Below are 22,249 nucleotides of genomic sequence, written 5' to 3'. Positions count from 1 at the left end.
GTCAGGCCACCCTTTTGCCGTCTTGGCCGAAATACCGGCAGTGGGCCGGGTTCATGTAGAAGCTGTGGTCTTCGCCCACCTGATACGGATGCACGCCCGCAGCGAGCGAAACCCATGCTTCGTCTCCGTGCTGGAAATGTGCGCTGGAATCCGAGCCCGAAAGTTCGGTCACAATCACACGGCCCGTCAGTTCCACGTCCGCGTCGGACGTGCGGAAGGGGGTCACGCGGTGTGGGCGTACAGCAACCATGTAGTCTCCGTCTGCCATGTCTTTGACCGACCAGCCGCCGCCGCCCGCCAACTGCGCCTGAGCGCCGGATACGGTGATGCGGGCCACGTTGATCGGTGGGTCCGAGAAAACCCGTGCAGCAGCGATGTTTTCGGGGTTGCGATAAATGTCTGCGGTCGGCCCGAACTGCGTCACGCGGCCGTCCTCCATCAGCGCGGTGTAGCCGCCCAACAATAGGGCCTCTTCGGGTTCCGAGGTGGCGTAGACCACCACGGCCCCGCGTCCGGCAAACAGGTCCGGCAACTGTTCACGCAGTTCCTCGCGCAGTTTGTAGTCGAGGTTCGCCAGCGGTTCGTCCAGAAAGACGGCGCGGCTTTCCTTGGCAATCGCGCGGGCCAGCGCCGTTCGTTGCTGTTGTCCGCCCGACAGCTCATGCGGGCGGCGGTGCAGCATCGGGCGCAGTTGGAGCAGGTCAGCGGCCTCTTCAACGCGGCCCTCGATTTCTGACTTTGCCATGCCTGCCACGCGCAGGGGCGAGGCAATGTTGTCGAAAACTGTCATATGGGGGTAGTTCACGAAGAACTGGTGCACCAGGCTGATCTGCCGCTTCTGCGTGTTCAGCTTTGTGACGTCCTGCCCATCCATAAAGACCTTGCCCGAGGCGATCGGGTCCAGCCCGGCCATCATCTTGATCAGAGAGGTCTTGCCCGATCCCGTCGCGCCCAGCAGCACGTTGAAATGGCCGGTTTGCAGCGTCAGGTTCGTGGGCTTGATGTGGATGACATTGCCAACCCGTTTGGTGGCGTCTTGTAGTTCGATCATGTCCGTGGGTTCCGGTCCTTCAGTGCAGCGCACTGGTCTTTGGGGTGGGGATGCCTGAAGCGGCACCCCCGGGTTTAAATGGCTTACTGAGACTGCCAGCGCTGAACCAGTTCGTCATAGTTGACGGTCTGGCCCTGCGGCTTTTCGTTCTCAAGCTTGGCCTTCGGCGAGCCCGCTTTTTCCAGCCAGAACTCTGGGTCCTGTGGATCGTTCAGGCGGGGACCACAGCCACCGTAGACACCGGCGCTTTCATCCGCGGCCTGCATCCGGGCCATGGTGATGTCCATCTCTTCGGCCAGACGGTCCATCGCCTCTTGCGGGGTGAAGGCGCCCGAGTTCACGTCACCAATCTGCTGCCACCAGATCTGGGCCAGCTTCGGATAATCCGGAACGTTGATGCCGGTCGGCGACCATGCCACACGATCAGGCGAGCGGTAGAACTCGACCAGACCACCCAGCTTGGGTGCGCGTTCGGTGAACGAATCGTGGTTGACCGAGCTATCGCGGATGAAGGTCAGACCCACATGGGACTTCTTCACGTCAACAGTCTTGGACGTCACGAACTGAGCATAGAGCCACGCTGCCTGAGCGCGATCCGCCGGGGTCGATTTCAGGAAGGTCCAGGACCCCACGTCCTGATAACCAACTTTCTGACCTTCTTCCCAGTAGGGGCCATGCGGGCTGGGCGCCATCCGCCACAGTGGCGTGCCTTCGTCATCCACGGTGTTGTTGCCTTCGGACTTCGGCTTCACCATGTCGGCAGTAAAGGCGGTGTACCAGAAGATCTGCTGGGCCACGTTGCCCTGGCTGAGTGCTGGCAGCGACTGGTAGAAGTCATATGACGCCGCACCCGGAGGAGCATAAGCCCGCAGCCACTCATCCCATTTGCGGATCGCATAGACCGCAGCCGGACCGTTGGCCGCACCACCGCGCGAGACGGAGGCGCCGACAGGGTTACAGGTGCCCGCTTCCATGCGGATGCCCCATTCGTCAACTGGTACACCGTTCGGCTCACCCACGTCACCAGCACCAGCCATCGACAGCCATGCGTCGGTCATACGCCAGCCTAGATCAGGCGCGCGTTTGCCGTAGTCCATGTGGCCGTAGATTGTCACACCGTCGATCTCTTTCACGTCGTTGGTGAAGAATTCGGCAATGTCTTCGTAGGCCGACCAGTTGACCGGAACACCTAGGTCGTAGCCGTATTTTTCTTTGAACGCGGCCTTGTTGGCTTCGTCGTCGAACCAGTCCTTGCGGAACCAGTAGAGGTTCGCAAACTGCTGGTCAGGCAGCTGATACAGCTTGCCGTCCGGGCCGGTAGTGAACTGAATGCCCATGAAGTCATCCAGGTCCAGCGTCGGCGAGGTCGTCGCCGCCCAGTCGCCCGCCATCATGTCGGTCAGCGGATAGGCCAGTTGCAAGCGCGAGTGGGTGCCGATCAGGTCGCTATCGTTGACATAGCCGTCATACAGGTTCCGACCGGTCTGCAGCTGGGTCTGAACCGCCTGAACCACTTCGCCTTCGCCGAGGATCTGGTGGTTGACCTTGATACCGGTGATTTCCTCGAACGCCTTGGTCAGCACCTCGGATTCATACGAGTGCGTTGGAATACCTTCCGACAGAACGTTGATTTCCATGCCGGCATAAGGCTGTGCAGCTTCGATGAACCACTTCATCTCGCCCATCTGTTCGTCTTTCGACAGGGTCGATGGCTGGAATTCGTCGTCGATCCAACGTTGTGCTGCGGCTTCGTCGGCCCAAGCAGGACCGTGCCCCGCAATGACGGCAGCCGCCGCCACTGCGGAAAGTAGATGTCTCCGCATCTGTCTCCTCCCAAAGATTATGGTTTCCGGCGCGAACCGGATGCCGGACAGCATCAGCGATTTTTTGCATATGTGTCAAACTAAATTTTTAGTAATTGGTTTTGCAGGGGCTTCCGCGACGACAACGCATCCTCGGTTGCCAATTTGTGAATTCGTTGTAAGCTTCACCCGTAATTACAAAAAATGCCGCAGATTGACGTGGCGCCGATTGGTGAAATTCACTTGGACGTATTAGGATAGGCAATGTCCCAGAGTCTGTTGAAATACACTCGTGTACTGGAAATTGTCGGAGATACGATCAAGGTTAGGGTGCCGTTGGACGGCTCTGCGGACGCTGCGGTTCGATTCAATGACCTGGCGGTGATCGAAACGGTCGATGGGCATAAAACCCTAGCACAGGCGATCTTCATCGACCACGATGTGGTGACGCTGCAGGTGTTTTCCGGCACCAAAGGGATCTCGACCGAAGCGACCGCAACTTTCCTTGGCCACCCGATGCAAACACCGTATTCGGCCAACATTCTGGGCCGAGTGTTTGATGGGGCAGGGGTGGCTATCGATGGCGGACCGGACCTGTCGGCCGAGCCTCGAATCGATATTGGCGGGCCGACCGTGAACCCGGCTGAACGGGCGGTGCCCAACAAGATGATCCGCACCGATGTGCCCATGATCGACGTGTTCAATACGCTGGTCGAAAGCCAGAAAATTCCGATCTTCTCGGTTTCGGGTGAGCCGTTCAACGCCTTCCTCAGCCGAATCGGCATTCAGGCCGACGCCGATATCGTGGTGTTCGGTGGGCTGGGGCTGATCTTTGACGACTACCACACGTTCCGGACTTCATTCGAGGATGCGGGCGTGTTCTCGCGCACGGTGATGTTCGTCAATCAAGCGATGGACCCTCTGGTCGAGCGCCTGTTGGTGCCCGACATGGCGCTGGCGGTGGCCGAGAAGTTTGCGGTGGAAGAGGGTAAGCGCGTACTGGTGTTGCTGACTGACATGACCGCCTTTGCCGACGCGATGAAAGAGGTCGGCATCAGTCAGGAGCGCGTTCCTTCGCAGCGCGGCTATATGGGCGATCTCTATTCGCAACTGGCGCGGCGGTACGAGAAAGCCTGCGACTATGCCAAGGGTGGATCGGTGACGGTTCTGACCGTGACGACCATGCCCGGCAATGACGTGACCCATCCGGTGCCGGACAACACCGGCTACATCACCGAAGGGCAGTTCTATCTGCACTCGGGTGTGATCGACCCGTTCGGCAGCCTGTCGCGCCTCAAGCAGAACGTCATCGGCAAGACCACGCGCGAGGATCACGGGCAGATCATGAATACGATGATCCGGTTCTATTCCGAAAGCCGGGATGCCGCGCAGAAACAGGCGATGGCGTTTGATCTGTCGGATTACGATCACCAGTTGCTGAAATTCGGCGCGTTGTTCCGGTCGCGTTTCATGGACATCAATGTCTCGATCCCGCTGGAAGAGGCGCTGGATCTGGGCTGGAAAACGCTGGCTGAGTGTTTTGCGCCCGAACAACTGCTGATGAAGCAGGCTTTGGTCGACAAGTATTTCCCGAAGGATGCCAATGGCGCGGTTGCAGCTGAATAAATCGTCGCTGGCCCGCCAGCAGACGCAGCTGAAAAGCTATGAGCGGTTCCTGCCGTCGCTGGACCTGAAGCGCCAGCAGTTGATGGCGGAACGCGCCAAAGCGCGCGAGGATGTACGGCGGCTTGAGGAAGAGGTGAAGGAACTGGCGCAACAGGTCGGGGCGAAGCTGCCGATGCTGGCGCAGCAGGGTGTCGATCTGGAAGGGTTGGTTGAACTCAAGGACTATCAGGTCAAAGAGGTCAACGTCGTTGGTGTGAAGATGCCCGCGCTCGACCGGATCGAGGTTTCGGTGCGCCCCTATTCTCTGTTGGCTAAACCCCACTGGGTCGATGCCGCAGCACAGTTGCTGCACGACATGATTGAGGCCCGCCTTCGGGTCAAAGTGGCCGAGGAGAGGGTAAAGATATTCGACAAGGCCGTCGCCACGATCACCCAACGCGTCAACTTGTTCGAAAAGGTTCTGATCCCGCGCGCCAAGGCCAACATCAAGAAAATCCGCATTTATCTGAGCGATGAGCAAATGCAGGCCGTCGTGCGCTCGAAAATCTCCAAACGCAAACACGAGCAGGAGGCCGTGTCATGAGTGTTGCGCGCCTCAAGAAACTGTCGCTGGTCGGACGTACTGGGCAGAAGACTGAGACGCTGGAGGCGTTGCAGGAGCTAGGTTGTATGCACGTTCTGCCGCTGGCACCGCCGCCGGCCGAGCCCGAAAAGATCAGCGAACGTGGTGCAAGAAATGCCTATAAGGCGTTGAGGTTTTTGAACGATGTGCCCTCACCGCGCCGCCAAATACAGCGTGACCCCGATTTTGACATGGACCAGTTCGTCAAGGACGTTCTGGACCTGATGCAGCGCTCGCGTGACATGACCGACCGGCGGGACTTTTTGGCCCATCGGATCGCTCAGGTGCGACCGTGGGGAGATCTGGATTTCCCACCCGATGACGTGTTGGCGGGCAACCGGCTGTGGTTCTACCAATTGCCGGTGAAGCACCGCGATGCGCTGTCTGACCTGACACTGCCATGGGCCATTCTGGAGCAGGATCATCGGTTCATCTACGCCGTCCTGATCGCCCCGGAAGAGCCCGCCGACGACATCCTGCCGGTTGCGCGTACCCATACCGGATCGCTGCCCATTCACGAGTTGGAAGCACAACTGGAAGAGGCCGAGATCGCCATCGAAGCGCTTGAGGCTGAACGGGTTGCTCAGACCCGGTATCTGACGCTGATGCGGCGGAATCTGTCCGTGGCCGAGAGCGCGGCAGAGCTGGCACATGCGACCCAGAAGGTCCGCGACGAAGAAGCGATGTTCGCCCTGCAAGGCTGGGTGCCCGAGGATCGCATTGATGCCGTACTTGAGATGGCCAAAGCCAAGGATGCAGCCGTTCTGATCGAAGAACCGGGGCCGGATGACGCCCCGCCCACGTTGTTGGAACAACCGGAAAAACGCAGTGCTGCCGTGGACTTGGCGCTGTTTTATCAAGTGCCCGGCTACAAGGATTGGGACCCAAGCGTCATCGTCGCAGCCTCGTTTGCATTCTTCTTTGCGATGATTGTGGCCGACGCCGGATACGGGGCCGTTATCATGCTGGGCCTGCTGCTGTTCTGGAAACGGATGGGCGGAACTGTCGGGCAAAGATCATGGCGGCTTTACGGGCTGATCATCTCGAGCGCGACGATTGTGTACGGGATTCTGGTCGGCAGCTATTTCGGCGTTTCTCCGCCTGACGGGTCAATTTGGGCCAAGCTAAAGCTGCTGGATATGAACAATTTCGGGGCCATGATGATGGTGTCGATTGTCGTCGGTGTCCTGCATCTGGTGCTGGCCAATGCTCTGGCCGCGCGGGCGGCGTTGGGGCAGAGGAAAGCCATCGCCAATCTGGGTTGGATCGGGGCGCTGATCGGCGGGTTTGTTCTGTGGCTCAGCTATATGAAAGGGAACTCCCCAACACCGGGGACAGCGATCCTGATCGTGGGTGCGTTAGCGATCCTGCTGTTCTCAAGCGAGCGGGTGATCCAGAAGCCGACGGATTGGCTGTGGCGTCTGATCGACGGTGTGCTGGGCCTTGCCGGGGCTATGGGGGCGTTTGGGGACGTGCTCAGCTATATGCGCCTGTTTGCGCTGGGTCTGGCCTCGGCCTCACTGGCGATCACCTTCAACGATCTTGCCATGTCCGTGATCCACGCGTTGAAGGGGCCGGGTATTCTGTTCGGTCTGTTGATCCTGATCATTGGCCACATCCTGAACTTCGCCCTCGCGTTGATGAGCGGCGTCGTCCACGGATTGCGTCTCAATTACATCGAATTCTTTAAATGGGGTCTGCCGGACGAAGGCATCGTCTTTCGCCCGTTCGCCCGCAAGGAGGTTCAGGAATGAATGAGCTTGTTCTGACATTGGGTTGGCTGGGGATTTACGCCCCCATGGCGCTGGGCGCGGCAGCGAGCGCAATTGGCTGTTCGATTGCGGGGATGGCCAGTATCGGCGCCATGACCGAGACCGAGGGTGGTTATGGCCGGTTTGTGGGTGTTTCTGCCTTTCCGTCGACCATGGTGATCTACGGCATCGTCATCATGTTTACGCTGAACCGCGACGTGACGCCGGAAAACGCAGGCGGGCTGTTCGGGATCGGTATCCTGTCGGGCATCGCACTGATGTATTGCGGTATCTGGCAGGGCCGCGCCTGTGCCGCCGCGATCAACGCGACCAAGGAAAAGCCTGAAATCTTTGGTCTGTCGCTGGCACCAGCCGCGATCATCGAAGGCTTTGGCGTCTTTGCCTTTGTCTTTGCCTTGGTCATCAGCGCGGGGATCAGCTGATGGCACAGGATGGCATGATTTCGCACGGTGTCGATGCTCTGATCGACAAGCTGCGCAGTGACGGCGTGGCGGCTGGGCAGGCGGATGCCGAAAAACTGCGCGCAGACGCCAAGGCCGAGGCCGCCAAGATACTGGCCGACGCAAAACGCGAGGCGGATGCGTATCAGAAAAAGGCCCGCAGCGAATCCGACAATTACCGTGCTGCGGGTGAAGAGGCGCTGAACACCGCCATGCGTGATGCGGTCTTGACTATGAAAGCAGGCCTGACCGATCGGTTCCGCGAAGATGTTGAACGGCTGGTCACCAAGGAAATGGCCGATCCGGACTTGCTGAAACAGATGATCCTCGAGGTGGTGGGCCGTGCTGCCGCTGAGGCCAAGCTGGACGGCAAGGTGCAGGTCATCCTGCCCGCTAAGGTCGCCACGCAAGAGGATATCAAGCAGAACGCCGATGATATCCAGTCCGGCAAGCTGACCAAATACGTGCTGGGCCTGACCGCCGAGATGTTGCGCGAAGAGGTCGAACTGCACGCCTCGGACGGTGCGCAGGACGGCATCCGTGTCCGGGCCGAGGATCAGGGTGTGGTGTTGGACCTGACCGACAAGGCCGTCGCCTCGCTGTTGATGGAGCATCTGCAGCCTCGTTTCCGCGCGGTGCTGGAAGGGGTGATCCGGTAACATGTCGGACCCAGACGCCTATATCGCGCTGGTCAGCAGCCTGCCGGGCTCGGAACGGTTGTTTGTCGCCAAACAGCCGCCACTGTCTCGGTTGCGTTTGGATCGCCGGTTGACCGCGCTGACAGCTGAAGATGCGCGCGTTTTGAAGGTGTTGGAGCACGCTCTGAACTGGAGCGACTATGACATGGACGTCACGGACGCGCAGGCCATTGAGCGGTGCAAAGAGGCGTTGCGCGATATCCTGCAACCAACCCTGCGCAAGCTGTTGCTCGAGCGGATGGACCTCCGCACGGCTGTCGCCGCGCTGCGCCTGCGCAAGCAGGGGGGGAACCTGGCGGCCGGGACGTTTGGCATGGGGCGCTGGGCTCGACACATCCCGGCCAACTGGACAGACCCAACCTTCAAGCTGGACGGGCCAATGCCCTGGATCAAAGAGGCCAAACAGTTGCTGGACGCAGAAGACCCGCTGGGATTGGAGCGGTTGCTCTTGTCGGTCAGTCACAAGCAGCTGAAAAGGCACGCCGCCCGCCACCAATTCGATTTCGAGGCCGTGGCGATCTACGTGCTGATCTGGAACATTTTCGACCGCTGGGCGCAAAGCAATGCGCAGGACGCGGCCAAGAGATTTGAACATCTGGCGCAGCAGGCTATGGCCGATGTCGCCGAGATAGACTTTGATGGAGCAAGCGCATGACAGCCCCAACCCCCACCACGCAGACCGCCACCGCACGCGTTGTCTCGGTACAGGAGGGGCTGGTGCAGATACAGGCCAATCACGATGCCTCCGGCGAGCCCGGGCAATTGGTCAAGAACGAGGTGGTGTTTATCCTACCGACACGCGCTGGTCCGGGGGGGCGTCAGGAACGCTTGAAGGCCGAAGTGCTGCGGGTGCGCGGCGACATCGCCGACGTGCAGGTCTACGAGAGCACCGATGGGGTAGCCGTGGGCGATCCAGTCGAACAATCGGGGCAGTTGCTGTCGGTTGAGCTGGCTCCGGGCCTGCTGGGTCAGGTGTTTGACGGGCTGCAATCCCCTCTGCCCAAGGTGGCCGCCGAGTTCGGGACCTTCCTGCCTCGTGGTGCTGATGTGGCTCCGCTGGACGATCAGGCAAAGTGGTCATTCACGCCGTCGGTCAAGGTTGGCGACACGGTGACCGCTGGCGACAGTATCGGCACCGTGCCTGAGGGCCATTTTAGTCACAAGATCATGCTGCCCTTCAATTGGGTGGGCGACTACAAGGTGGTCTGGGTCCAGAAGGGAGCGGCCACAATCCACGACATCGTCGCGCGGCTTGAGGATGAGCAGGGTGGAGAGCACACGTTGACTCTGTCGCAGAAGTGGCCGGTTCGCCGCCCATTGCCGGAAAGCATCCTGAAACGCGCTTTGTCCGAGCGGCTGTACCCGACGGAACCGGTTCTGACCTCGCAACGCCTGATCGACACGTTCTTTCCGATTGCACGCGGGGGGACGGCCTGTATTCCGGGTCCGTTCGGGGCGGGTAAGACGGTGCTGCAAAACCTGATCGCGCGGAACGCCAAGGTGGATATCGTGATCGTTGTCGCCTGCGGCGAACGCGCGGGCGAAGTGGTCGAGACGATTCACGAATTCCCCAAGATGACCGATCCAACGACGGGCGGCAGCCTGATGGACCGGACGATCATCATCTGTAACACGTCCTCTATGCCTGTCGCTGCGCGAGAGGCATCGATCTTCACCGGAATCACTCTGGGCGAGTATTACCGCCAGATGGGCTATGACGTGCTGCTGATCGCAGACAGTACCAGCCGCTGGGCGCAGGCGATGCGTGAAACCTCTGGTAAACTTGAAGAAATTCCGGGTGAGGAGGGATTTCCGGCCTATCTGGAAAGCTCAATCAAGGGGCTGTACGAGCGCGCCGGGGCGATGAAAACCAATGATGGCGAGCTGGGCAGTCTGACCCTGATCGGTACGGTCTCACCCGCTGGCGGAAACTTTGATGAGCCGGTCACCCAGTCGACCCTGTCCACGGTGAAATGCTTCCTCGGGCTGTCCTCGGAGCGTGCGTACAAACGGTTCTACCCTGCAGTCGATCCAATGCTCAGCTGGTCGCGCTACACCGATCAGCTATCGGACTGGTACGACAAAAACGCCGAGCCTGGCTGGACCGGCAAGGTGCGCGATCTGCTGGACCTGATCGAAAAGGGTGAGCAGGTCGACCAGATGATGCAGGTGACGGGCGAAGAGGGGGTCACCATCGAGGACTTCGTCACTCAGCAAAAGGCGCTGTTCGTGGACATGGTCTATCTACAGCAGGACGCGTTCGACAAAGTGGACGCAACCGTTCCGCTTGAGCGTCAGAAGATGACCTTCAAACTGGTCTATGGCGTGACCCAATCTACGGCAGAGTTCGCGGATAAGGCCGAGGTGCAGCAGGTGTTCACGCAGCTCACCGGGTTGATGAAGAACTTCCACTATGCGGCAGAAAACACGCCGGAATTCAAATCGATCTGGGGGCAGATCACTGATCTGTGCAGCGACAAGTTCGGGGTGTAAGGAGGAAATGGTAGCCCGTAGGGGAATCGAACCCCTCTTTCCAGGTTGAAAACCTGGCGTCCTAACCGATAGACGAACGGGCCATTTGCCAATGGCATAAGCACAAGTGGTAGCCCGTAGGGGAATCGAACCCCTCTTTCCAGGTTGAAAACCTGGCGTCCTAACCGATAGACGAACGGGCCACGCTGGCTTGTGGAGGGCCTTTTACGGTTTCGCCGTGACCCCCGCAAGCCGAAAAATGCAGGGATGTGAAAGTTTTTTTATAGGCCTGAACTTGGGCTCAATTTGCTTGCGCCGCGTCTTCGAGCCTGAGTTGCACGCTTTGGCGCCCACCCCATGTGTTCAACTCAAGCCGCCCGGCGAAATGGAACCGTGCGCCGCCGTGATTGGACAGCTTTTCGCCCATTGGCCCGTCAAAGGCCCCAAAGGCGATGGCGTCCAGACCGCCGCCCACACCGTCCGCCAGAGACAGTTTCAAATGAGACTCACCGACGCGTTTGGCAAAGCGCACCTGCAGGTCGGGCAGGGCGTATCGCGGGGCAGGGGCGCTGGCTCCGAACGGGCCTGCTTTTTCGATCTGTTCGATCAGGTCAATCGTGGCCGCACCCGGCATCAGGGTGCCGTCAAGTTTCAGGTCGGCCGGTCCGCCTTCGCCTGCGCCCTGTTTGGCCAGCAACTCGGATAGCCGTTCCATCGCAGGTTCCAACTGATCCCGCATCACGGTCAGCCCCGCTGCCATCTTGTGACCGCCGCCTTTGACCAATAGCCCCTCGGTGGCCAGCCGCTGGATGGACGCCCCGAGATCAACGCCAGATATTGACCGGCCCGAGCCTTTGCCCTCATCCCCTTCAAAGCCGATGACAATCGCCGGGCGGTTCGCGTTTTCCTTCAAGCGTGATGCCACGATACCAACCACGCCCGGATGCCAGCCTTCGCCCGCCGCCCAGACTAAGGGCGCGTCCAATCCCCGTTCCTCGGCCTGCTCCAGTGCGGCAGCGCGCACAGCGTTTTCGATATCGCGGCGCTCGGTATTCAGTTCGTCCAGCCGCTGTGACAGCGCCTGCGCTTCGCGGATCGACTCTGTGCTGAGCAACCGCGCGCCCAGATCGGCCTGCCCAATCCGACCGCCCGCATTCACACGTGGGCCAAGCAGAAAGCCCAGATGATAGCTGTTGGGCGCCGAGTCCATCCTCGCCACATCTGACAGGGCCACCAGACCCGGCCGTTGTCGCTGCGCCATGACCTTCAACCCCTGACGCACCAGCGCCCGGTTTGCCCCGATCAGCGGGGCGACATCGGCTACGGTCGCCAGCGCCACAAGGTCCAGCAGGGAAATCAGGTCGGGGCCTTTGACACCTGCCTCTCGTAGCTGCCGCCCGGCCTCGACCAGCATCAAAAACACAACACCAGCCGCGCAGAGATAGCCCAGATCGCCGCTTTCGTCCTGTCGGTTCGGGTTCACCACTGCCACGCAATCGGGCAGGGTTTCACCGCCAAGGTGGTGGTCCAGCACGATCACGTCTGCATCTTTGGCAGCGGCGATAGGCTCGTGGCTGAGCGTCCCGCAATCGACGCAGATGATCAGATCATGGTTCGCCGCCAACTCCTGCATGGCCGGGACGTTGGGGCCATAACCTTCGTCAATCCGGTCGGGCACATAGAGCGTTGCCTGAAGGCCCATCTGACGTAGCCAGACCAACAGCAACGCGGCCGAGCTGCCTCCGTCCACGTCATAATCCGCAAAGACCGCGATCCGTTGTTTGTTCCGCACCGCTGCCAGAAACCGCGTTGCGGCAGGTTCCATGTCCTTCATCGACCGAGGGTCGGGCAACAGTTCCTTCAACTTGGGCTCCAGAAACCCGTCGGCCTCCATCGCTGGAACGCTACGCCGCGCCAACACCTGACACACGGCGCGGGGCAGACCGGCCTGTTGCACCAGCATCTCGGTCGCGCGTTCCACCTCGGCCGTGGGACCGACCCAGCGCCGCCCGGACAATGATTGTTCAACCCCTAGAAAGCTCATGACCTGCCCCTGATATGCCAAGGCCGGACCCTCACGGACCCGGCCTCATTATCTTTATGGATAGCCTCGCCCGTGGTTCGGGCGCAAGCGGTTAGGCGTTGTCGTGCGGCCACATCGGCGTGCGGTAGGTCATGCGGCGTACCGATCCGGTTTTCGAGCGCATCAGCAGGGTGGTGGTTTCCACCCAACCCGGCTGGCGCTTGATGCGCGGCAGCAGCGAGCCACCGGTCACGCCGGTTGCGGCAAAGATCACATCCGCAGTCACCATCTCGTCCCGAGCATAGACGCGGTCCAGATCGGTGATGCCTGCCTTGGCGGCGCGGCCACGTTCGTCATCGTTGCGGAACAGCAGGCGGCCAAAGATCTGCCCGCCCATGCATTTCAGCGCAGCCGCCGCCAGAACGCCCTCGGGCGCGCCACCCTGGCCCATATACATGTCGATGCCGGTTTCTTCGCTTTCGGCGCAGTGCATAACACCAGCCACATCACCATCGGTGATCAGGCGGATCGAGGCACCGGTTTCGCGCACTTCGGCGATCATCGCCTCATGACGTGGGCGTTCCAGAATGCAGACGGTGATGTCGGCAGGTTCACAGCCTTTGGCCTTGGCCAACGCTTCGACACGCTCGCGCGGGCTCATGTCCAGATTCACGACACCTTCGGGGAAGCCCGGACCGATGGCCAGCTTGTCCATGTAAACGTCCGGCGCGTGCAACATTGAGCCGCGCGGCCCCATAGCGATCACGGTCAGTGCGTTGGGCATGTCCTTGGCGGTCAGAGTGGTGCCTTCCAGCGGATCCAGCGCGATATCCACGCCGGGGCCTTCGCCGGTGCCGACCTCTTCGCCGATATACAGCATCGGCGCTTCGTCGCGTTCACCTTCACCGATGACGACGACGCCCGCGATGTCCAGCAGGTTCAGCTGTTCCCGCATGGCGTTCACGGCTGCCTGGTCGGCGGCTTTTTCGTCACCACGACCGACCAGAGAGGCCGAAGCCAGTGCGGCCTGTTCCGCAACCCGAGCAAGGCCCAGAGACAGCAGGCGGTCGTTGAAATCTACTTTGGCAGCACTCATGTTCGGTATCCTCAGGTCAGTAAAGGCGTTTTGTTCGGGATAGCCTGCGTTTCATGCAGGCCGCAAGGGTCAAACCTCTTCAATCCGCAATGCAACGGGTTCTCCGGCCACCACGTCGGTCTCGCGCAGACCATCGAGGGCCACGTCCAGCGTGGCGCGCGTGGTCTTGTGGGTCACGATCAGAACCGGCGCGGTGCTTTCCGAATGGCCGTACTGGCGCATCCGGTCGATCGAAACACCCGCATCACCCAGAATGGCGGCCACTTTGGCCAGCGCACCGGGTTTATCGAACAGGGCAAGACGCAGATAATAGGGCGCGGGCAGGCCGGTCACCGCAGGCCGTGCGTCTTGCAGCGAGGTCGCTGGGCGGCCAAAGGTTGGGATCTGCAGCCCACGGGCCAGATCGCAAACATCGCCCATCACGGCGCTGGCTGTGGGGCCTTCGCCGGCACCGGGGCCACGCAGGACAACCTGTTCGACCGCATCGCCTTCGATCACCACCATGTTGGTGCCGCCTTCCAGCTGCCCAAGGGGAGAGCTGCTGGGAACCAGGCACGGCTGCATCCGCTGTTCCAGACCACGGGCCGAGCGTTGCGCAACGCCCAGCAGCTTGATGCGATAGCCCATGTCGTCGGCTTGGTGGATGTCATCCAGGCTGATCTGCTGAATGCCTTCGATCTGGATGCCGTCGAAATTCGGCTTGGTCCCGAACGCGATCGAGGACAGCAGCGCCAGTTTGTGTGCAGCATCAATGCCGCCGACGTCGAGGTTCGGATCAGCCTCCAGGTATCCAAGCTGCGCGCATTCCTCGAACAGGGCGTTATAGCCCAGTTCCTGCGACTGCATCCGGGTCAGGATATAGTTGCAGGTGCCGTTCATCACGCCCATGACGCGGGTGATCTCATTCCCGGCCAGCCCTTCGGTCAGGGATTTGATGACCGGGATGCCACCGGCCACGGCGGCCTCGAACCGGATCACGCGACCAGCGGCCTCGGCCTTTTCGGCCAGCTCCTGACCGTGGATCGCCAGCAGAGCCTTGTTTGCGGTGACGACATCTTTGCCGGTGGCCAGCGCTACCTCGACCGAGGCTTTGGCGGGGCCGTTCTCGCCGCCGATCAGCTCGACAAACACGTCGATATCATCACGTTTTGCCAGCGCAACCGGGTCGGTTTCCCAAGCATAGTCCGAAAGGTTCACGCCGCGGTCCTTGTTGGCATCGCGCGCCGATACGGCGACGATTTCCACAGACCGCCCCGTACGCGCCTGCAACAGGTCCGCATGGCGGCGGACGATCTTCACGACACCCACGCCAACCGTTCCCAAGCCCGCAATTCCCAGCCGCAGCGCCTGTGTCATCCCGTGGGTTCCTTTCCGCTCGAAAATTTCGTGGTATCGGGCCTGCCGCCCGTTCAGCGCTGCCTTAGCGGGTTCGGAGCTAGGGTGCAATGCGTCGTGGCCCGGGGCAGGCCCGGAATCGCATTGGGTCAGTTGATTTCCGCAGCTTGAAGTTCTTCTGCCTTTTTCTCCAGCGCTTCACGCCGGGCTATCAGGTCCTCCTCGACTTCGGCGGCCTCGTTCAACGGGTCAACAGGCGGGCCGAGGTTTTCCTGAATGGGAATAAGCGTGGGATAGGGGGCCGATCCGACATTGGGCTGCTCGCGCCCTTCCAGTTCCGGAAAATCTGCGCATCCGGCACAGGCGAGCAACAGGATCAGCAAAGGCAGGGGCTTCATTCAGAACCCTTTCAAGGTCGATTGCAAACGTGATGCACCTTTTACGGCATTGGTTCAAGCGGGGTTCTATCTGAACAAACGTTCAGATACGGTGCGGGAATGGCACGTACGCAAGGTTCACATTCCGATATCACCGGCCCGCGCATTCGCAAGGCGGCGCTCGGGTTGTTTGCTCGCCACGGCTATGCCGCGGTCTCCATGCGTCAGATCGCGGGTGAGGTCGGGGTGCAGGCGGGGGCGCTGTACAACTACACGCCCGACAAGCAGAGCCTGCTGTTCCGTCTGATGCACGAACACATGCAAGAGCTGTTGTCGGCCTATGACGATCTGGATCAGTCCATGGATGCGTCCGAAGCTTTGCGCCAGTTCGTCGGGTTCCACATCCGCTTTCATCTAGAGCGCCCAGATGAGGTGTTCATTGCCTACATGGAACTGCGCAACCTGACACCCGAGAACTTTGCAGAGATCGAAGCGTTGCGCCGCCGCTATGAGGACGCGCTTGAGGCGATCCTGCGCGCAGGGCAGGCGGCCAGCGTGTTTGATGTCACGGATACAAAGATCGCGACATTGGCGGTGATCGCCATGCTGAACGGTGTGATGACGTGGTATCGCGCCGGCGGACGCCTGTCGCTGGATGAGGTCGAGCAGGTCTATTGGGACATGGTCCGCCGGTCAGTTTCGGCGTGAGCAGCCTAATGTGCAGGGCGAATGAAGGTGCCGTTGCGCAGTTCGCGAAAGGCTTGCTCAAGCTCGGTCCGCGTATTCATCACGATGGGCCCATGCCAGGCGACCGGCTCGTCAATTGGCGCACCTGAGATCAGTAGGAAACGCACACCGTCAGGCCCGGCCTGAACCGTGATTTCATCCCCGGTGCCAAACCGGACCAGCGTCCGGTTACCGGACATGTCGCGGATGTTGACCTCTTGCCCGGCAATTTCCTTTTCCAGCAGTACGCCGGTGGGTTGCGAGGCATCGGCAAAGGCCGCCTGACCTTCGAACACATAGGCAAAAGCACGGCGGTAGTTGTCGATCTTAAACGTCTTCTTCACCCCGGCGGGGATTGAGATGTCCAGATACTGCGGGTCCGCTGCGATCCCATCGACCGGGCCGGTCTTGCCCCAGAACTCACCTACGATCACGCGCACCGTGGTGCCATCGTCATCGGTTATTTCCGGGATGTCCTTGCTCTGGACATCCTGATAGCGCGGCGCGGTCATCTTTTGTGCCGAGGGCAGGTTGCCCCACAGCTGAAAGCCGTGCATTTGACCGGAAGGATTTCCAGTCGGCATTTCCTGATGCAGAATCCCGGACCCTGCGGTCATCCACTGAACGTCTCCGGCGCCAAGTGTGCCGGTATTGCCCAGCGAATCCGAGTGTTCGACCGATCCGGCAAGCACATAGGTGATTGTCTCGATCCCGCGATGAGGGTGCCAGGGAAACCCGGCCTGATAGTCTTGGGGCCGCTCGTTCCGGAAGTCCTCGAACAACAGGAACGGGTCAAGCTCGGACGGATCCTGAAATCCAAAAGCACGGTGCAGTTTGACGCCAGCGCCTTCCATTGTGGCGAGGGCTTTCCGGGTTTCCAGAACGGGTCGTAGGGACATAGCGGCCTCCTAAAGCTTTGGTCACCATGTATTTGCGCAAGGGGCAGCGTCAATCGGCAGAAAAGAACGGGAAATGTGCAGAAATCAGCAGTAGTAGCCCCCCCTGTCTTTTCCTGCCAGAAGTCGCTAAACCCTTGGGAAAACAACAGGGGTTCACATGCAACAAGACATTCTGGCCACTATTAAGCCGTCACCTGCCAGACGTTGGCTTGGCGTTGGGATGCTGAGCATCGTTGGCGTGCTGGTCCTCTCTGTAGCGCTGGCGCAGCCGCCTGACCCCCTGTGGATGGTGTTCCTGCTTGCGGTTGGCGGCGCGGCGTTCTGGTTGGCGTATCGCATGTGGCACGCGACAAACGATTGGATCGAGCTGACGTCCTCGGAACTCCGCACCGGGGCAGGGCACATTATCGCGAAAGTAGAGGATATCGAAGCTGTCGACCGGGGAGTCTTTGCGTTCAAACCTTCGAACGGGTTTCTGTTGAAAACACGCGTCGGCGGGGAAAACAGCTGGGCGCCCGGGCTGTGGTGGCGTGTAGGGCGCCGGGTGGGCGTCGGCGGCATGACCGCCGCCGCCGAAACCAAATTTATGACGGATGTGATTAGCTCGTTGGTGCTACACTCACAGGACCAGCATCCCCTTGACAGAAATTAGCCGAAATATCGGGCGCTGTTACAAGATCGGTAAAGCGCGGCCGTGTGAAAACGAAGTTGGTAAACTCATAATCTTTGGTCAGCCAACCGGTTTTGAACAACGGGTCATAGTCGTTTAATGTTTCAACAAGAATCAAAGTGTCCAGGTCCGACATCGGCGGCAGATTTTCTTTTATTTTGTCGATGTTGGAGTCATCCCACGTTCCAACAAACCCGCAGGTTGTGGACCACTGGACGTAATGGCGGTCATCGTCCTCTTGATACATGATGAATGACAAACGCATGTTCAGCGTCGAGTTGTTGTTCACCATCCGCCGCATCAGGGTGTACATGGAAACCGCATAGGTATCGGTTAACTCGTCCGTTTCACGCGAGATAAGGTCACCCACAGTATACGCAGCTTTCAGGTTCGCTGTACTTTGGCGGAAACCGTCAAAAAACGTGTATCCAAGTGTAATGGACCAAACAAAAATAGGGAAAACCACAATTCCCTCCAAGTGGAGGTTTCCTTGTTCGCTGCGGGCGAACCGACCCAGAAATTGCCGGATACTTAAGAAATAGCGTTTCATTTAAGGCTCCTGAACAAAGGCGGTGATCGCTGTAAGCGTGACCAGGCCATCGTCACTTTGCAAAGCGCGCCCCATCGAGGTGGTCGGGAAGATTGGATCAACTTTGGCACAGGCGCGAAGTATCATCAGTGCGTTCGACGCGCCCGCTTCGAAGTTCCGGGCTGGTTTGGCCTCTTCCTCTCTGTTGACGCAATCCGGCTCCACGGGGAAATCCAAGCCGGTAAATGCGTCCTGAAGTATCATTTCCAGCCTGAGATTGCTGGTGCAGTTTGGGATAATTCCCGCCATGTCACAGACATCCTTCTTGATCGTGTCGTGAGTGATCACAGCATCGGTTCCCAGGCGAATATCGCGCACGACAATGTCCATGGAGCGTTCCAGCAACGACTGCTGAATCGTGACCATCGAGTATTCGACGGCCCCCATGATGAAGAACAGGTAGGCCGGAAAAATTATGACAAACTCAACTGCCAGCGACCCGTTTTCTGACCGTTTGAAACGGACGATGTTCTTAAGAAACCTTCGGATCATTGGGTCAGCCTTAGACGTTTGATCGACGAGGCGATGGACCGGAATGCCTCTTCTAGCGTCAGGTTCTCGTCACCCAGCTTGCCAGTGCTGTTGACCTCATAAACCATGCTGGGTTTGGTGGCGCAGTTTTTGATCGTGGTGAGACCTGCGTCAGGCGCTTCAAACGCGATGCCGTAGACCAGTACACCTTTGTTTTTGATGGCGGAACAGATGTTATTCGTACGCGTGTTCTTCGAGGTTCTTGAGACCGAATTATAGGCATTCGAATACCAGTCGCTGAGTGCGCTGCTATCCCATGGATAAAAGTTGTATCTTGCATTCCAGCGGAGCGACGTGAGAGCGAAAAGCTCTGGGTAGGTCAGGCGAACGGCGGTGCCGTCTTCATCGTCCCTGTCCCCATAGCGGTGATCCATGTTCCACCGTTCCTGCCGAGACCAGTAATACCTGTTTGGGTTTTTGGACGTTCGGATGCTGTACTCGCCTTGAACTGTCACCGTCTCCCATTTGTAAGTGTCCCAATTGTACCTGGTTTCCACTTGGGAGTAGTTGGGGTTGTACCAAACAGGGGAATTACCGCTGCGCAACGAATTTTTCAGTTTCCACTGACTGGTGTTGTATCCGTCGGTCATGACGATGATGACCTTCTGAACATCAGACGTGTATTCTTTGGGGCGGTTTGCGAACTCTTTCGGGACGACCGTCGGTGCATCCTCGGCGTCCGAGTTCGGGTCTTTTTTCTGACCTGCCAGTTTGGTGATGATGGGCCGGAACTCGGGGTCGACCAGCGCGGCAGCCCATTTCATTCCAATGTCAATTGACGTGTTGCCACTCGCAGTCAGCGCTCCGATCTGGGCGTGAAGTTCCGTGATGTCGTTTGTCACCGGTGTAATCTCACTGCCGGGTCGGGTGGGGCAGGTTGGTCTACGGTTGTGCTCCCACTGGTAGGCATCGTTGTTCGATTTGTACCTGTCAAAATGCGCCGTTCGGTCAAGCACAGCCGAGGGTTTCAGGTCGTGTTCTTTGAATTGACTGCTCGTGAAGTTCACACAGTGCGAGTAGTTATGTTCATTGGATACACCCGTCATTTTGCCCAGAATGTTCTCTCCGGCATTCACTTGCGTGGCGTAAGGAATAATCGAGATCGAAATCTTTTCGGGATTTTCCTTTTCGTACATCGTCGTCACAAATTCCTTGGCTGCTTCCCGCAGCACCTGGATCTTGTCTTTTCCAGCCTCCGCAGACGGATCATCCATGGAACCGGACATGTCGAGAACCAGCGAAACCTCGATCGCGCCCACGGATTCTTCCGCAGTGCTGGTAACCGAAGCCCTCAATTCGGGAATGCCCGCAAAATACATGAAGGCTGTTTTTACGACCACTTCAGCCTCGGCCGACACTCGTCTTGAACCGAAACCCGGCGTAACGACGGGTTCTTTCGTCAACTTGCCTCGCACGCCGGACTTTTCAAAATAGTCTTTGACGACTTCCACCGGAGGCAGTTCCTGATCAAGGTCGGCGGCAGCCAGAACCGCGCGGTCCAATGTCGCCTGTAGGTTCGCCCTGTCGCGCTCAAAGTGCATCATGTCGGCACCCATGCCGGTCAAACAGAGGATGATGATAAAGCCCGTCAGTACGAAGATCGTGAACACGCCACCATCTTCGTCCAGGGCGAAACGACGAACCGAAGGGGTGAAGCTCTTCAATCTCTTAGAGCCGCTTTGAAAAACGCGCATTATCATCTTGATGACCTCGCCGAGCAGACAACTAAACTGCAAAGGAAATATTAACCGAAAATTAACGCCGAATCGTGGCAGGATTTAGGCGAAAAAGCCGCCGTGTTGACCGGTTTTCTGGAAAAAGAAGGATAATATTAGGGTGTTAGGTGTTTCTGTTGTCGCACAGGCGACAATTCCGGCGGGGCGGTCCGGGTTGGCCGACTCAGGTGGCTACGAAAATAAATCTCGGGAATTGGCAGTTTTATTTTCGCTTAAATATTGATCGTTTACGCATTGGGTGCGACAAAACGTCAGAACGTAAGTCGTTCGCTGGCACGGAGGATTAAATGACGGCCATCAAAGAACCCAGCTTTCGCGAGAGTGTGGACCTCATGTTCAACAGGGCCGCGTCCCTGATGGACCTGCCTCCGGGGTTGGAGGAAAAGATCCGGGTCTGCAACGCCACCTACACGGTTCGGTTCGGTGTGCGTCTGCGGGGTGAAATTCATACCTTCACCGGCTATCGCTCGGTTCATTCCGAACATATGGAGCCGGTCAAGGGCGGTATTCGCTACGCCTTGGCGGTGAACCAGGACGAGGTCGAGGCGCTGGCGGCGCTGATGACCTATAAATGCGCGCTTGTCGAAACGCCGTTTGGCGGCTCGAAGGGTGGCCTGCGCATCGATCCCCGCCAATACGAAGAGCATGAGCTGGAACAGATCACGCGGCGCTTTGCCTATGAACTGGCCAAGCGCGATCTGATCAACCCTTCTCAGAACGTGCCCGCACCGGATATGGGCACGGGTGAGCGTGAGATGGCCTGGATCGCCGACCAGTATGCGCGGATGAACACGACCGATATCAACTCGCGAGCCTGTGTGACGGGCAAGCCGCTGAATGCAGGTGGTATCTCGGGGCGTGTCGAGGCGACCGGACGGGGCATTCAATACGCGCTGCGCGAGTTCTTCCGCCACCCCGAGGATGTGCAGAAGGCAGGCCTTTCGGGCAAGCTGGACGGCAAGCGTATCATCGTGCAGGGGTTGGGCAACGTGGGCTACCACGCGGCCAAGTTCCTAAGCGAAGAGGACGGCTCGCGGATCGTCGGCATCATTGAATGGGACGGCGCGCTGTATAACCCCGACGGGATCGACGTTGAATCCGTGCGGCAGTGGATCGTGAAGCATGGCGGGGTCAGCAACTATCCGGATGCCACGCATTCGGCCGAGGGGGGCGAGGTTCTTGAGGCGGAATGCGACATCCTGATCCCTGCGGCGCTTGAGGGTGTGATCAACCTGACCAATGCCGAGAGGATCAAGGCCCCTCTGATCATCGAGGCGGCGAATGGTCCTGTCACAGCCGGAGCGGACGAGATCCTGCGCAAGAAAGGCACCGTGATCATCCCCGATATGTATGCAAACGCCGGCGGTGTGACGGTTTCCTATTTTGAGTGGGTCAAGAACCTGAGCCATATCCGCTTTGGCCGGATGCAGCGCCGTCAGGAAGAGGCGCGGCACGAGCTGATCGTCAGTGAGTTGGAGCGGCTGGATCGCTACCTGGGCGAAGCGTGGTCGATGTCTCCAAACTTCAAGGCCAAGTACCTTCGTGGCGCGGATGAGCTGGAACTGGTGCGTTCCGGCCTGGATGACACCATGCGCATTGCCTACCAGTCCATGCGCGAGGTGTGGCACAGCCGCGACGATGTCGAGGATCTGCGGACGGCGGCCTATATCGTGGCCATTGACCGCGTCGCGAAAAGCTATCGCGCCAAGGGGCTGTAGCTTTTGGCGTTGGGGGCGGTCGGGTTGCGACCCGGTTGCCCCTGTTGCCGCTCTGCCCAATGTGAT

The 22,249-nt window shown here is 59.2% G+C and carries 20 protein-coding genes and 2 tRNA genes; 10 read left to right on the top strand and 12 right to left on the bottom strand.

What is annotated here, in order from left to right:
* Position 1: 1 nt before the first annotated feature.
* Both ACR0KW_RS03435 and ACR0KW_RS03430 read right to left on the bottom strand, forming a co-directional pair.
* Positions 2 to 1,051, bottom strand: coding sequence for an ABC transporter ATP-binding protein (locus ACR0KW_RS03435; protein WP_480803743.1), 1,050 nt, complete (start codon positions 1,049 to 1,051; stop codon positions 2 to 4).
* Between the two features lie 83 nt (positions 1,052 to 1,134).
* Positions 1,135 to 2,874: an ABC transporter substrate-binding protein gene (locus ACR0KW_RS03430; RefSeq protein ID WP_480803742.1), complete on the bottom strand. Its 1,740-nt coding sequence runs from the start codon at positions 2,872 to 2,874 to the stop codon at positions 1,135 to 1,137.
* A gap of 243 nt (positions 2,875 to 3,117) precedes the next feature.
* Here ACR0KW_RS03430 and ACR0KW_RS03425 point away from each other — a divergent pair, with 243 nt between their 5' ends.
* From ACR0KW_RS03425 to ACR0KW_RS03395, 7 genes are read left to right on the top strand one after another with little or no spacing between them, the layout of a single operon-like run.
* Positions 3,118 to 4,479: a V-type ATP synthase subunit B gene (locus tag ACR0KW_RS03425; RefSeq protein WP_480803741.1), complete on the top strand. Its 1,362-nt coding sequence runs from the start codon at positions 3,118 to 3,120 to the stop codon at positions 4,477 to 4,479.
* A complete protein-coding gene (locus ACR0KW_RS03420; RefSeq protein ID WP_480803740.1) occupies positions 4,457 to 5,062 on the top strand; it encodes a V-type ATP synthase subunit D in 606 nt (201 codons plus the stop codon). Before ACR0KW_RS03425 ends, ACR0KW_RS03420 begins: the two co-directional genes overlap by 23 nt.
* Entirely contained in the window at positions 5,059 to 6,855 is a 1,797-nt protein-coding gene (locus ACR0KW_RS03415) for a V-type ATP synthase subunit I (protein ID WP_480803739.1), read from the top strand. Before ACR0KW_RS03420 ends, ACR0KW_RS03415 begins: the two co-directional genes overlap by 4 nt.
* On the top strand, positions 6,852 to 7,295 hold the full coding sequence (locus tag ACR0KW_RS03410; RefSeq protein ID WP_170324458.1) for an ATP synthase subunit C: 444 nt from the start codon (positions 6,852 to 6,854) through the stop codon (positions 7,293 to 7,295). The genes ACR0KW_RS03415 and ACR0KW_RS03410 overlap by 4 nt, the downstream gene beginning before the upstream one ends.
* Positions 7,295 to 7,972 carry a hypothetical protein gene (locus tag ACR0KW_RS03405; RefSeq protein WP_480803738.1) on the top strand — a complete coding sequence of 226 codons (678 nt, stop codon included), beginning with the start codon at positions 7,295 to 7,297 and terminating at the stop codon, positions 7,970 to 7,972. The genes ACR0KW_RS03410 and ACR0KW_RS03405 overlap by 1 nt, the downstream gene beginning before the upstream one ends.
* Position 7,973: 1 nt before the next feature.
* On the top strand, positions 7,974 to 8,666 hold the full coding sequence (locus tag ACR0KW_RS03400; RefSeq protein ID WP_480803737.1) for a hypothetical protein: 693 nt from the start codon (positions 7,974 to 7,976) through the stop codon (positions 8,664 to 8,666).
* Positions 8,663 to 10,504 (top strand): V-type ATP synthase subunit A, encoded by a 1,842-nt coding sequence (locus ACR0KW_RS03395; protein WP_480803736.1) that lies wholly within the window; start codon positions 8,663 to 8,665, stop codon positions 10,502 to 10,504. The genes ACR0KW_RS03400 and ACR0KW_RS03395 overlap by 4 nt, the downstream gene beginning before the upstream one ends.
* 8 nt (positions 10,505 to 10,512) lie before the next feature.
* Here ACR0KW_RS03395 and ACR0KW_RS03390 read toward each other — a convergent pair.
* The 6 genes from ACR0KW_RS03390 to ACR0KW_RS03365 all read right to left on the bottom strand — a co-directional run bounded on the left by ACR0KW_RS03390 (position 10,513) and on the right by ACR0KW_RS03365 (position 15,335).
* Positions 10,513 to 10,587: transfer RNA gene (locus tag ACR0KW_RS03390), tRNA-Glu, on the bottom strand.
* A gap of 24 nt (positions 10,588 to 10,611) precedes the next feature.
* A tRNA-Glu gene (locus ACR0KW_RS03385) sits at positions 10,612 to 10,686 on the bottom strand.
* Positions 10,687 to 10,784: 98 nt separating this feature from the next.
* Positions 10,785 to 12,527: a single-stranded-DNA-specific exonuclease RecJ gene (gene recJ, locus ACR0KW_RS03380; protein WP_480803735.1), complete on the bottom strand. Its 1,743-nt coding sequence runs from the start codon at positions 12,525 to 12,527 to the stop codon at positions 10,785 to 10,787.
* A 91-nt stretch (positions 12,528 to 12,618) separates the two neighbouring features.
* A complete protein-coding gene (glpX, locus tag ACR0KW_RS03375; RefSeq protein WP_480803734.1) occupies positions 12,619 to 13,602 on the bottom strand; it encodes a class II fructose-bisphosphatase in 984 nt (327 codons plus the stop codon).
* A 69-nt stretch (positions 13,603 to 13,671) separates the two neighbouring features.
* Positions 13,672 to 14,958 (bottom strand): homoserine dehydrogenase, encoded by a 1,287-nt coding sequence (locus ACR0KW_RS03370; protein WP_480803733.1) that lies wholly within the window; start codon positions 14,956 to 14,958, stop codon positions 13,672 to 13,674.
* Positions 14,959 to 15,086: 128 nt separating this feature from the next.
* Positions 15,087 to 15,335, bottom strand: coding sequence for a hypothetical protein (locus tag ACR0KW_RS03365; RefSeq protein ID WP_480803732.1), 249 nt, complete (start codon positions 15,333 to 15,335; stop codon positions 15,087 to 15,089).
* Positions 15,336 to 15,434: 99 nt separating this feature from the next.
* Between ACR0KW_RS03365 and ACR0KW_RS03360 the strand changes: the two genes are divergently transcribed.
* A complete protein-coding gene (locus ACR0KW_RS03360) occupies positions 15,435 to 16,022 on the top strand; it encodes a TetR/AcrR family transcriptional regulator (RefSeq protein ID WP_480803731.1) in 588 nt (195 codons plus the stop codon).
* Between the two features lie 5 nt (positions 16,023 to 16,027).
* Here ACR0KW_RS03360 and ACR0KW_RS03355 read toward each other — a convergent pair whose 3' ends face one another.
* The gene (locus tag ACR0KW_RS03355; protein WP_480803730.1) at positions 16,028 to 16,939 is read right to left on the bottom strand and encodes a pirin family protein; all 912 of its coding nucleotides are present in this window, start codon (positions 16,937 to 16,939) and stop codon (positions 16,028 to 16,030) included.
* Between the two features lie 157 nt (positions 16,940 to 17,096).
* Between ACR0KW_RS03355 and ACR0KW_RS03350 the strand changes: the two genes are divergently transcribed.
* Positions 17,097 to 17,591, top strand: coding sequence for a hypothetical protein (locus ACR0KW_RS03350; protein ID WP_480803729.1), 495 nt, complete (start codon positions 17,097 to 17,099; stop codon positions 17,589 to 17,591).
* Here ACR0KW_RS03350 and ACR0KW_RS03345 read toward each other — a convergent pair.
* Genes ACR0KW_RS03345 through ACR0KW_RS03335 form a run of 3 tightly spaced genes read right to left on the bottom strand, consistent with a single transcriptional unit; the run spans position 17,539 to position 20,393 of the window.
* Positions 17,539 to 18,159, bottom strand: coding sequence for a TadE/TadG family type IV pilus assembly protein (locus tag ACR0KW_RS03345; protein ID WP_480803728.1), 621 nt, complete (start codon positions 18,157 to 18,159; stop codon positions 17,539 to 17,541). The genes ACR0KW_RS03350 and ACR0KW_RS03345 overlap by 53 nt on opposite strands.
* Positions 18,160 to 18,690, bottom strand: a complete 531-nt coding sequence (locus tag ACR0KW_RS03340) for a TadE/TadG family type IV pilus assembly protein (protein WP_480803727.1) — start codon at positions 18,688 to 18,690, stop codon at positions 18,160 to 18,162.
* Positions 18,687 to 20,393 (bottom strand): Tad domain-containing protein, encoded by a 1,707-nt coding sequence (locus tag ACR0KW_RS03335; protein WP_480803726.1) that lies wholly within the window; start codon positions 20,391 to 20,393, stop codon positions 18,687 to 18,689. Before ACR0KW_RS03335 ends, ACR0KW_RS03340 begins: the two co-directional genes overlap by 4 nt.
* 359 nt (positions 20,394 to 20,752) lie before the next feature.
* Here ACR0KW_RS03335 and ACR0KW_RS03330 point away from each other — a divergent pair, with 359 nt between their 5' ends.
* On the top strand, positions 20,753 to 22,183 hold the full coding sequence (locus ACR0KW_RS03330) for a Glu/Leu/Phe/Val family dehydrogenase (protein ID WP_480803725.1): 1,431 nt from the start codon (positions 20,753 to 20,755) through the stop codon (positions 22,181 to 22,183).
* Positions 22,184 to 22,249 lie beyond the last annotated feature (66 nt).

Source organism: Ruegeria sp. CG11 (genome assembly GCF_056537245.1).
This window is presented reverse-complemented; position numbering and strand designations above follow the sequence as displayed.